The following is an 11,652-nucleotide window of genomic DNA, read 5'->3' as shown; positions in this document are numbered from 1 at the left end:
GTCTTACCTACGAATACATCGTAGTCACGGATAGGCTTCACATCAATCTGAGAACCCGGCAAGAAGGCTTCGATGCCGAATACGTCTACGATCATACCACCCTTAGTACGACACTTGATGTAACCCTTGATAATTTCTTCGTTTTCCAAAGCTGCGTTAACACGATCCCAAGAGCGAGTAGCACGAGCTTTGCGGTGAGACAGAACCAGCTGTCCTTTTTTGTCTTCCTGATTTTCAATGAATACTTCTACTGTATCACCTACTTTCAGGTCCGGATTGTAACGGAATTCACTCATCGGAATGATACCGTCTGATTTGTAACCGATGTTCACAACTACTTCACGCTTGTTCATTGCGATCACGGTACCGTCAACAACCTCACGGTCGTTAATTTTGTTCAGCGTATTGTCATACGCTTTCTCCAAGTCTTCATGACTTACATTTGATACGGCTTCACCGTTTTCGTACGCATCCCAGTTGAAGTCTTCAATGGGAACAACATTTTTTAAATTTTCCATTAATAAAATTGTTTGTTTAACTCGTTAATTAAGTGAGACTTTATATTGACTCAATAAATCGGGCGCAAAGATAATAGTATTTTCTTGAACAACAAAAACTTCAATCTAAAAACATTGAGAAAAAGTCTAAAGGCTTCTATAAAAATAGAGCTTCGTAAAAAAGGAGACTTCGACCATTAATGATATCACACCTTTCTATAATTAACGGTTAAACAGCTCGAACGTAAACTTCACACCTATTTCCTGATACTTCCAATTGGCAAAACTTGTAAATACGCCAAAATCAAAGACATGAGTGCCAATGCCATATCCAAACTCCAAATAAGGATTCAAGTGAGGAACAAACAGCATATTGAAATACAAACGTTCATTCAACACATATTGCGTATATTTATTCAGGTGCCTGATAAGAAGGAAAGGAGCCTCATAAACCGCATGAGCACGCGCATATTTTCGAGACGAGTTGTACCAACGGCCATCCAACAGTTGAAACACCCCACCAATATCATCATTCCAACCGGTAGGCAGATTGGAACGACGCAGATTGGCAAAATCGACAAAATAAAGTTCTTCCTGCCGTGTAAATGCTCCCCATCCCAAACGGAAATATAAATCACGCATCAAACCCAACGGCACATTGTGCTGAAAGTCGACTTCAACCCGTTCATAACTTCCTGAACTCTGAAGCACTCCTTTTATTCCACGCTCCCAATCAACCGACACAGTAGGATATTTGGAATGCAGATTCACTTTACGGTCTCCATTCATATAATAATACTGTCCCGGTTTCCAGGTTAAGCGCACTCTTGGCGCAAAACTGTTATAGGTATGGCGAAACTTGTTCAGTATTTCTGGATCAAACCCCGGAAGATACGACTGACCATCACTGACCAAACGTGTAGGAGGCGTATCGGGAAACACAATATCAAAATTAGAACGTTCGACCTCTGTACGACGGTGGATTGACAAACCTACGTCCAATGTCAGTCCATTAACTATCTCCCAACTATGTTCCACATTCAGATACAAGTCTTTAAAATAATCCAAATGGATTTGATTGAAATCAAACAGACTGTCAGGAATAGCCTTCAAATCATCCAGTACATCACTACTGTAAATACGGTTACCATTACCCAACTCTACATGCAAAGCAGCCCGTTTACGAGGCCAATAATCAAAGTCACTCCTTACCCTCCAATAGAACTCCTTTTGCTTAAAGTTATAACCGATCCGGGGCACTATTCTCAGAAGACGGTCACCAGGAAACAAACGGTTGTATTTGAATTCCTGACGATACGAAATTCCGTTCGATCCACTATAACTCAGCAAAAAAGGATTGATTAAAGGAGAACATCTGACACTACCCAGTTTATCCAGATTGACCGTATACCGACTGATCAATGCATCACCAATCTGCCCCCAAAACTCCAGGTTCTTATTCAACTTCTTTTTCGTTACCCCCACCGTGTCGCGCCGCAAAAAATAGTCTTGATACAACGACTGCTCATGCTGAGTCAACGGTATAGGACGCAACGAGTTGAAATAAGCCGTATCACGCTGATAAGCATTCGTATCGTTACTCAACGTATAAGATTCTGTCAGATCATACTTTTCCTTTTTCTGCTCTTCGACCTCCCGACCGGTATCCTTTTGAGATATCTCACTATATTTAAGCGAAGCTGTATAGCTGCCATCTATTACATTCCCCAAGAAACGGAAAGAACCTTCTACCATGTAGCGAACCGGTAGAAACTCATCTGGTGCTCCCACTTCCCCCAACTGCAACAGATTATCGAAGCGAAACATCTCGGAACGACCGGCAAAACGAATCTCACGAACACTCCACACGTTATCGCTAACCACCATATAACCACCAACCAGCTGGAAACTCTTGCTTTTAGGAATAAAACGAATCTTATATTGCCGGTTAAATTCCGGTCCCATTATCGAATCAATATAATAGGTATAGTATTTTTTCGCATTACTAGCCAAGGGCGAAAGCAATTTATCGTAAAGCAACGTAGACGAATAGATATTAATATGAAAATACTCCAACAACCGGCCGTCAGCTTCCCAAAATTCCGAAGCAGTACCCACACCAGCCTTTACCTTTTGGTCATAAATATCCGGAGCCGTAAAATGCAGATCACTGTAAGTCTCCATCATATATTCGTTCACCCCCTTCCGTATCCGGAACATAGTAGGTAAAAAACGAATTATATGATTCTTTTTCCGGATATTGACTCTTCCTTTTATATACAGTTCTGCACGATATTCGTTTACTATACTCTCATAAAATGGGGCAAAGAAGATAACTTTTTCCATAATCGAATCGGCTGAAACGCCACGTTTACCGTATATATTAGAGATGTCTTTTGCTGCCGCTTCCGCAACAATCAAAAGCAGCACCATAAATTCAATCCATATATATATTAAACGTTTCACCCGTAATATCTTATTATAGACAGGGGCAAATATAGAAAAAAAGGTGTATTTTTGCAGCCAAACAACCAACAAAAAGAGAAGGCAACTATGTCAAAAATGAGATTTTTTGCTTTACAGGAGCTGGCCAATCGCCGTCCTCTGGAAGTCACAATCCCCTCAAACAAGCTGTCCGATTATTACGGCAGCCACGTTTTCGACCGAAAAAAAATGCAGGAATATCTGCCTAAAGAAGCTTACAAAGCGGTTACAGATGCCATAGAAAAAGGCACTCCCATCAGCCGCGAAATGGCAGATTTAATTGCCAACGGAATGAAAAGCTGGGCAAAATCGCTGAATGTAACCCACTACACCCACTGGTTTCAGCCATTGACCGACGGAACAGCCGAGAAGCACGATGGATTCATCGAGTTCGGCGAAGACGCTGAAGTGATCGAACGCTTTTCAGGCAAACTGCTTATCCAGCAAGAGCCCGATGCTTCATCTTTCCCCAACGGGGGCATCCGTAACACATTCGAAGCACGCGGATATACCGCATGGGACGTATCGTCACCGGCTTTTGTGGTAGATACCACCCTCTGTATTCCTACCATCTTTATATCCTATACAGGAGAAGCCCTGGACTACAAGACACCTTTGCTGAAAGCTCTTGCTGCCGTAGATAAAGCCGCAACCGAAGTATGTCAGCTATTTGACAAAAACGTCACCAGAGTATTTGCCAATCTAGGATGGGAACAGGAATACTTTTTGGTCGATCTGGCCCTCTACAATGCCCGCCCCGACCTTTGCCTGACCGGGCGTACACTCATGGGCCACTCGTCGGCCAAAGACCAGCAGCTCGAAGACCATTACTTCGGCTCTATTCCCCCAAGAGTGACAGCCTTCATGAAGGAACTGGAGATAGAGTGCCACAAATTAGGCATTCCCGTAAAAACCCGCCACAACGAAGTAGCTCCCAACCAGTTCGAGTTAGCGCCCATTTTCGAGAACGTCAATTTGGCCAACGACCACAACCAGCTGGTAATGGACCTGATGAAGCGAATTGCCCGCAAGCACAACTTCGCCGTGTTACTGCACGAAAAGCCCTACAACGGAGTCAACGGTTCCGGTAAACATAACAACTGGTCGTTGTGTACAGATACGGGTATTAACCTGTTTGCTCCCGGCAAAAACCCCAAAAGCAACATGCTGTTTCTCACATTCCTGGTCAATGTCCTGATGATGGTCTACAAAAACCAGGATCTGTTGCGTGCCTCTATCAGCAGCGCAGGGAACAGCTATCGTTTAGGAGCCAACGAAGCACCTCCCGCTATCCTGTCCATCTTCTTAGGCAAACAATTAAGCAGCATTCTTGACGAATTCACACGCCAGATAAGCAATAGCAAGATGACAGCCGAAGAGAAGACAACGCTGAAACTGGGCATCGGCCGTATCCCCGAAATATTACTGGATACTACCGACCGCAACCGCACCTCTCCATTTGCTTTCACAGGAAACCGTTTCGAGTTCAGAGCTGCAGGTTCGTCAGCCAACTGTGCAGCAGCCATGATCGCCATCAACGCAGCCATGGCCAACCAGCTGAACGAATTCAAGGCCTCGATAGACAAAGCCATGGAAGAAGGAAGCAGCAAAGAAGAAGCTATCTTCCGCATTCTCAAGGAAACCATCATTGCTTCCGAACCCATCCGATTCGAAGGTGACGGATACTCGGAAGAATGGAAGCAGGAAGCTGCCCGACGTGGTCTGACCAACATCTGCCATGTACCCGAAGCTCTGATGCGCTATATGGACAACCAGGCTAAAGCAGTTCTGATCGGTGAACACATATTCAACGAAACAGAGTTAGCCAGCCGCCTGGAAGTAGAACTGGAGAAATTTACGATGAAAGTTCAGATTGAAAGCCGTGTGTTGGGCGACCTGGCCATCAATCACATTGTGCCCACAGCCGTCAGCTACCAGAACCGGTTATTGGAAAATCTGCGTGGACTACGCGAAACGTTCTCCCCCGAAGAATACGAAGAACTCAGTGCCGACCGCAAGGAACTGATACGCGAAATCTCACGTAGAGTTACAGCCATCAAGATGCAAGTACGCGAAATGACCGAGGCACGCAAAGTAGCCAACCACATGGATAACTACAAAGATAGAGCTTTCGCTTATGAAGAGAATGTACGTCCGTATCTGGAAAGCATTCGCGACCACATCGACCGTCTGGAAATGGAGATAGACGACGAGATATGGCCATTGCCCAAATATAGGGAACTTTTATTCACAAAATAAGAAACCGGATATTCTATTTTTTTACAATACAGGCTGGATATCCTGCCCTACAAAAGCAGGAATGTCCAGCCTGTTTTTCTATAACAATTCTACAATTCAATAGAATCTTTACAAAAAACCTTGCACATTTTTCCAACAAATGCGTAATATTTAATTTTTTCTTCCTACATTTGTGCTGTAGAACACAGCTTTGCAGCAGTATGGTGAAAATAAACTTATCAGATATAAATATTCCGGAACTAATAGCCGATATGTGGTCGCCTCTGAATGAGGAGCAACGGGAGTTCCTTTCAAACCACTTTACACTCCAGAACTACAAAAAGAACGAAGTGATTTATTGTGAGGGAGAAAGCCCCGCCTACCTAATGTGCCTGTTGACCGGAAAAGTCAAAATATATAAAGATGGCGTAGGAGGACGAAGCCAGATCATCCGCATGATCAAGCCTGTTGAATATTTCGGTTATCGCGCCTACTTTGCCAAAGAAGACTACGTTACTGCTGCTACTGCTTTCGAACCGTCCATCATCTGCCTGATACCCATGAGTGCCATCATGACATTGGTGACACAGAACAACAATCTGGCTATGTTTTTCATCAAACAGCTGTCTATCGATTTGGGTATTGCCGATGAACGCACAGTAAACCTGACTCAGAAACACATTCGTGGACGACTGGCAGAATCGCTGCTCTTCCTGAAAGAAAGTTATGGACTGGAAGAAGATGGTTCCACCTTAAGTATCTATCTCTCGCGTGAGGATTTAGCCAACTTATCCAACATGACTACCTCAAACGCCATCCGTACGTTGTCGCAATTCGCAACCGAACGCCTTATCACCATCGACGGACGGAAAATAAAAATCATCGATGAAGAGAAGCTGAAAAAGATCAGCAAAATCGGATAATATTTTTCCCCAGTTGGAGAAAAATCTTTTTCCAGTTAGAGAAATATTTTTTCCTAACTATAGAAAAAACACTAGTATTTTCTATGAAACATATCAGCAGACCGGTTTATCCGCATGAAGTAAACTCTGGCAGATAAACCGGTCTGTATTTTATTCTCCCAACTGGAGGAAGCGTTCAGCCTCAATGGCAGCCTTACATCCACTGGCAGCAGCGGTAATAGCCTGACGATAATGAGGATCGGCTACATCGCCGGCAGCAAACACGCCCGGCAACTTGGTACGCGGCGTACCCGGCTCGGTCAGGATATAGCCAACTTCATCAGTATCCAAATAGGGCTTGAAAATCTTCGAATTGGGTTCATGGCCGATAGCCAGGAAGAATCCGTCAATGGCACGGTCGTAACGTTCTTCGTCGGGTTGTCCCATACGTTTTACCAGGTGTACACCTTCTACGCCATTTTCGCCGTACAGACCTACCGCATTGTGCTCGAAGAGTACTTCTATTTTTTCATTATTCATCACACGTTCCTGCATGATTTTAGAGGCACGAAGGAAAGGCTTGCGGACAATCAGATAGACCTTCGATGCCAGACTGGCCAGATAAGAAGCCTCCTCACAAGCCGTATCGCCACCGCCTACTACGGCAACCGTCTTTTTGCGGTAGAAGAAACCGTCGCACGTTGCACAGGCACTTACACCCATGCCCGCATATTTCTTCTCGTCTTCCAGGCCCAGATATTTGGCAGCTGCACCCGTAGCGATAATCAGGGTTTCGGCTTCAATCACTTTTTCTTCGTCGATTGTTATTTTATAAGGCCGTTGGCTTAAATCGGCCGAAGTAGCTACACCGTAGCGCAAGTCTGCCCCGAAGCGGCCGGCTTGCTTGCGCAGGTCTTCCATCAGCTGCGGACCGCTGATTCCTTCCGGATAACCGGGAAAGTTCTCCACATCGGTAGTGGTGGTCAATTGTCCACCCGGCTGCAAGCCTTCGTACAACACCGGCGACAGGTTAGCACGACCGGCATAAATAGCAGCTGTATATCCGGCAGGACCGGAGCCTATAATCAGGCATCTTACTTTTTCTGTTTCCATATTGTATTTTTATTTACGATAAAAACGTTTCATAATCTCACTCTGTTACATACATCAGCGCAGGTCAATCTCCTCGGCCGACGGATATGCTTTCTTGTCGAAGGTGAAGAACCGGTCCGGATAGGACTGCCCCGTCTGAAAGTCATTCACAACAATCAGTGTCGCGTTTTTCCCTCCGCGCTGCGCCATGCTTATCTTCAAAGGGCGGTAGGTGTCTTTCGCCACATACAGGATGATGCACTGCAAGTCCTGATGCGGATCAGCAGCGTTCATCACCACTTCATAGGCCGATTTTCCTGCTGCGTTATTCTTGCCCATCTTCAGTTTATAGCCTTGTTTGTACATGTACAGCCAGGCATAAGGATTCAACGACTGAAGCTCTTCCGCAGTAGGTTCCGTGATGTTCACCTCGTCGTTCGAAGCCACATAGCTCCACTGCGTACGACCGTCGAACCAGGTTTTCACTCCTGCGCTTTCGAGGACAAACTTCTCTCCCTTCAGGTAAATGATACCTTCTGATACTCCCTCGCGGGCACGCACCGTAAACGTTGCTTTGATCCCCCCTGCCTGGCGGAAAGCCTCGGCTGTTCGGTTCATGACTGTCTCTGCCTCTGTCGGCGTCTGCTGGGAGTATGCCGGCAGGGACGTCAGCAACAGCATGTGGACGACAAGCAGGAAGATATTGATTCGCATTCTGTTCAAACTCATATCCAATAAAAGAACTAAAGAAAAGAAAACAAGCGATTATTGCAGATTGTTCAACCGCATTTCCAGATCGGTTTCGTCCATGCAGCATACCTCACGGGGCTTGCTGCCTTGGGCCGGCCCCACAATACCCGCTTTCTCCAGCTGGTCCATAATGCGTCCTGCACGGTTGTAACCAATGGAGAACTTACGCTGAATCAGCGAGGTAGAGCCCTGCTGGTGAACAACTATCAAACGGGCTGCATCTTCGAACAGCGGATCCAAGCGTCCCATATCCACATCGCCCAAATCGCCACCGGCATTCTCGTCCACATATTCGGGCAGATAGAAGGCGGTCGGGTAACCCTGCTGACGGGCAATGAATTTGGTAATCTCTGCCACCTCGGGCGTATCGATAAAGGCGCACTGCACACGCACCGGATCGGCTCCCTGCAAGAACAGCATATCGCCCCGACCAATGAGCTGATTGGCACCCGGACGGTCGAGAATGGTTCGTGAGTCGACCATAGCCGACACCCTGAAAGCAATACGTGCCGGGAAGTTGGCTTTAATGGTACCTGTAATGATGTTGGTTGTAGGACGCTGGGTAGCGATAATCATGTGGATACCGACCGCACGCGCCAGCTGGGCGATACGGGCTATCGGAAGCTCGACATCCTTGCCCGCCGTCATAATCAGGTCACCGAACTCATCGATCACAACCACGATATAAGGCATATATTTGTGTCCTTTCTCAGGGTTCAGACGACGGTTGATGAACTTCTCATTGTACTCCTTGATGTTGCGCACGTGTGCTGCCTTCAGCAGGTCGTAGCGTGTATCCATCTCGACACAAAGCGAGTTGAGGGTCTGTACCACCTTTGTCACATCGGTGATGATGGCATCTTCTCCGTCGGGCAGTTTGGCAAGGAAATGGTGCTCGATGACGGAATAAATGCTGAACTCTACTTTCTTCGGGTCGACCAACACAAACTTCAATTCGGCCGGATGCTTTTTGTAAAGCAGGGAGGTGATAATGGCATTCAGACCTACCGACTTACCCTGACCGGTGGCACCGGCTACCAGTACGTGCGGCATCTTGGCCAAGTCTACCATAAAGACCTCGTTCGTAATGGTCTTACCCAACGCGATAGGCAGTTCGTAGGTCGATTCCTGGAACTTCTTGCTGCCTATGATGCTCTGCCCCGACACGATCTTCGGATTGGAGTTCGGCACCTCGATACCGATTGTTCCCTTACCGGGGATGGGGGCTATAATACGGATACCCAAGGCCGAAAGGCTTAAGGCAATATCATCTTCCAGACCACGGATTTTGGAGATACGCACCCCTTGTTCGGGCGTAATCTCGTATAGGGTTACGGTAGGTCCGACGGTCGCCTTTATGGTACTGATTTCGATGCCAAAGCTGCGCAGCGTGTTCACAATCTTGTCCTTATTGGCATTCTGCTCGTCCATGTCGATGGTAGGCCCATTGTCGTCGTAGTGCTTCATCAGATCGATTGTCGGGAAATGATAATTCTCCAGGTCAAGGCGCGGATTGTAAGGCTCCAGCTCCGGACCGTGGTATTCCTCTTCGTCCTCTCCAGCCTCTACTTCGAAGCCCGGTTCCTTGGCAGTTTCGGCCTTGTGCTGGGGTTCGGCCGGTTCGGGTTCGGGCGTTTCGATAGTCATTGTCACTTCATCGTCGCCCCGCTTCTGACGTCTTTCCTCCGGATGACTACCGCCTAAGTCCAATGTTATCTGATTGTCTTCTGATTCCTCGGTAGCATGTTCTTCCTCGTGGCGCGGAGCATCTTCTGCCGCTTCTGCCACGTGGTTTTCTGCCGCTTCAGCTTCCTCGGGCACGGATGCAGGGGCTTCCTTCACAGCCTTACGCTTGCCCTTGACGGTCCACGAGTCGGTAAACTCTTCGGGCACCTCGCCTTCGGCGCTTGCCTTTGCCTGCTTTTTCTTCAGAAAATTCAGCGAGAACAGCCCACGCAACCAGATAATGGTACGCGCGCTAAGATAGATAAGGAAACAGATGGCTGTGAACAGCAGAATCATCCACACGCCCGGCACTCCCACCTGGGACACGAGCCAGTTACTGACATTATAGCCGTGCATACCGCCCAGATAGAGGAAGGAGTCCTTGTACTGGTCCATAAATACAAACCCGAAAAAGACGGAGAACCACACCAGCAGCAGCGCACAGCCGATGAACCACTTCCACAGCCGCACTACGCGCACCTTCATCAGCTTCAGTCCGGCCACGGCCAGAAATACCAAAATAAAGAAGGACGACACTCCGAAGCAGTCGTTTATCAAGTAGCTGGCCAGCTGCGCCCCACGCGATCCGGCATAATTCTTCACTCCATTGTTCACCGAAGCCAGCTCCTGCGCATTGCCGCTGTCGATGATGCTCTGGTCGGCTGCCCCTGTAAAGAAGAACGAAGAAAAAGCCAGCAACAAGTAGACAGAAAAAATCACCAGTACCAGTCCTATAACAAAGCGGATAGTCTCACTTCGGAATGCAGAAACGATTTTCTGATACAGTGTCGGTTTCTGCTCCGTATCTTTAGTTGTACCTTTTTTTGCCATGAATTAAATCTCCCTATTATAATAATGTATAGAAAGCCTGCCCGGGTTTGCCGCAAACCGCCCGTTGCTCCCCCTTGCAAAAGGAGCAGCCGATACCGGCACTTCCCTAGCTCCGTACGGAGAAGATCTGCACCCAAACAGCCCTTTAAGTTCGGTGCAAAAGTAATAAATAAACTATAAATTCGGGAACTAAAGAATAGTTTTTCTCGCTGCCTAGCATCGGCGGCGGACTGAACTCTGCATGTAAAGCGGCCAGCAGTTTGGCAGGCACACCACTCAAGCCCAGACAGCCCGTAGATTCCCGAACAAGGCCGACAGGCAATTTTCCTTTACATCCCACCCCCGCCAATGCAGAGAGGCTATCACAGTCGTATACTTAGGCCCCCTCAGTCGTATACTTAGGTACCCTCGGTCGTATACTTAGGGTGTCTAAGTCGTATAGGTTGATTACGACCCTAAAATACACTCTAAATCAATTGGTTAAACGAGCTCATAGAGCAGTCTATCGCCCTAAGAATATTCTTAACGGAACAGACACACACTCCACCCATCCGACAGATGCCGAAACCTACAGTCGGCCCATCGAAAAATATCAGTAAAAGCCTTAATAAAACGGAAAAAGAAACTCTAAAAAAGAACCATATTTGTAATGATTACAATTTATATTATCTTTGTCACCCAAACCATTATTCATTTCATTTAAACCAACCGACCATGAAAAAACGTATCTATTTATTTGCAACCGCCGTGCTCGTCAGCATCCTGACAGCCTTCGGCCAGACAAAAGAGTATCAGCTATCGAGCCACATCCTCGACATCAACCAGGGACAGCCTGCTCCCGGAGTCAGAATCACCCTGTCGAAGCAAGACAAAGATGCCCAATGGACCGTAGTAGACGAAAAACTGACCGACAAAGACGGCCGGGTGAAAGACTTCCTGGAAAGAGACGGAAACGACCACGCAGGCATCTACAAGCTGACCTATCACGTGGCCCCCTACTTCGAGGCACAGAAGCAATCTACGTTCTACCCCTTCATCGAAGTGGTATTCGAAATCAGGGACAACAACCACTATCACGTCCCCATCACCCTTTCGCCCTACGGATATTCCACTTACCGGGGCAGCTGACCTGC

8 protein-coding genes are annotated in these 11,652 nt (G+C 47.1%); 3 read left to right on the top strand and 5 right to left on the bottom strand.

Going from position 1 to position 11,652, the window contains the following annotated elements:
- The coding region (locus QVP67_RS03045) for a S1 RNA-binding domain-containing protein (RefSeq protein WP_288179837.1) at positions 1-518 on the bottom strand (518 nt) is incomplete at its 3' end.
- A 201-nt stretch (positions 519-719) separates the two neighbouring features.
- Positions 720-2,930, bottom strand: a complete 2,211-nt coding sequence (locus QVP67_RS03040) for a DUF5686 family protein (protein ID WP_022162087.1) — start codon at positions 2,928-2,930, stop codon at positions 720-722.
- Positions 2,931-3,050: 120 nt separating this feature from the next.
- On the opposite strand from QVP67_RS03040, the gene QVP67_RS03035 reads away from it, so the two are divergent.
- Both QVP67_RS03035 and QVP67_RS03030 read left to right on the top strand, forming a co-directional pair.
- Positions 3,051-5,240 carry a glutamine synthetase III family protein gene (locus tag QVP67_RS03035; RefSeq protein WP_022162086.1) on the top strand — a complete coding sequence of 730 codons (2,190 nt, stop codon included), beginning with the start codon at positions 3,051-3,053 and terminating at the stop codon, positions 5,238-5,240.
- A gap of 200 nt (positions 5,241-5,440) precedes the next feature.
- Entirely contained in the window at positions 5,441-6,142 is a 702-nt protein-coding gene (locus QVP67_RS03030; RefSeq protein ID WP_071149991.1) for a Crp/Fnr family transcriptional regulator, read from the top strand.
- A gap of 150 nt (positions 6,143-6,292) precedes the next feature.
- Here QVP67_RS03030 and trxB read toward each other — a convergent pair whose 3' ends face one another.
- The 3 genes from trxB to QVP67_RS03015 are packed head-to-tail and all read right to left on the bottom strand — an operon-like array spanning position 6,293 to position 10,519.
- Positions 6,293-7,234, bottom strand: a complete 942-nt coding sequence (gene trxB / locus QVP67_RS03025; RefSeq protein WP_022162084.1) for a thioredoxin-disulfide reductase — start codon at positions 7,232-7,234, stop codon at positions 6,293-6,295.
- Between the two features lie 54 nt (positions 7,235-7,288).
- Complete coding sequence (locus tag QVP67_RS03020) at positions 7,289-7,942, bottom strand: LolA-like putative outer membrane lipoprotein chaperone (RefSeq protein ID WP_441293827.1); 654 nt, start codon at positions 7,940-7,942, stop codon at positions 7,289-7,291.
- Positions 7,943-7,978: 36 nt separating this feature from the next.
- Positions 7,979-10,519 carry an FtsK/SpoIIIE family DNA translocase gene (locus tag QVP67_RS03015; RefSeq protein WP_022162082.1) on the bottom strand — a complete coding sequence of 847 codons (2,541 nt, stop codon included), beginning with the start codon at positions 10,517-10,519 and terminating at the stop codon, positions 7,979-7,981.
- A gap of 714 nt (positions 10,520-11,233) precedes the next feature.
- Here QVP67_RS03015 and uraH point away from each other — a divergent pair.
- On the top strand, positions 11,234-11,647 hold the full coding sequence (gene uraH, locus QVP67_RS03010; RefSeq protein WP_022162081.1) for a hydroxyisourate hydrolase: 414 nt from the start codon (positions 11,234-11,236) through the stop codon (positions 11,645-11,647).
- The last annotated feature ends 5 nt before the right edge of the window (positions 11,648-11,652 follow it).

The sequence above is a fragment of the Bacteroides sp. CAG:633 genome, from assembly GCF_000435115.1.
Taxonomy (GTDB): Bacteria; Bacteroidota; Bacteroidia; order Bacteroidales; family Bacteroidaceae; genus Bacteroides; species Bacteroides ndongoniae.
This window is presented reverse-complemented; position numbering and strand designations above follow the sequence as displayed.

What these genes read in the sequence shown, in the direction of transcription:
- QVP67_RS03040 (WP_022162087.1), bottom strand. Translation starts at nt 2,930, where the DNA reads ATGGTGCTGCTTTTGATTGTTGCGGAAGCGGCAGCAAAAGACATCTCT.
- QVP67_RS03035 (WP_022162086.1), top strand. Translation starts at nt 3,051, where the DNA reads ATGTCAAAAATGAGATTTTTTGCTTTACAGGAGCTGGCCAATCGCCGT.
- QVP67_RS03030 (WP_071149991.1), top strand. Translation starts at nt 5,441, where the DNA reads ATGGTGAAAATAAACTTATCAGATATAAATATTCCGGAACTAATAGCC.
- trxB (WP_022162084.1), bottom strand. Translation starts at nt 7,234, where the DNA reads ATGGAAACAGAAAAAGTAAGATGCCTGATTATAGGCTCCGGTCCTGCC.
- QVP67_RS03020 (WP_441293827.1), bottom strand. Translation starts at nt 7,942, where the DNA reads ATGAGTTTGAACAGAATGCGAATCAATATCTTCCTGCTTGTCGTCCAC.
- QVP67_RS03015 (WP_022162082.1), bottom strand. Translation starts at nt 10,519, where the DNA reads ATGGCAAAAAAAGGTACAACTAAAGATACGGAGCAGAAACCGACACTG.
- uraH (WP_022162081.1), top strand. Translation starts at nt 11,234, where the DNA reads ATGAAAAAACGTATCTATTTATTTGCAACCGCCGTGCTCGTCAGCATC.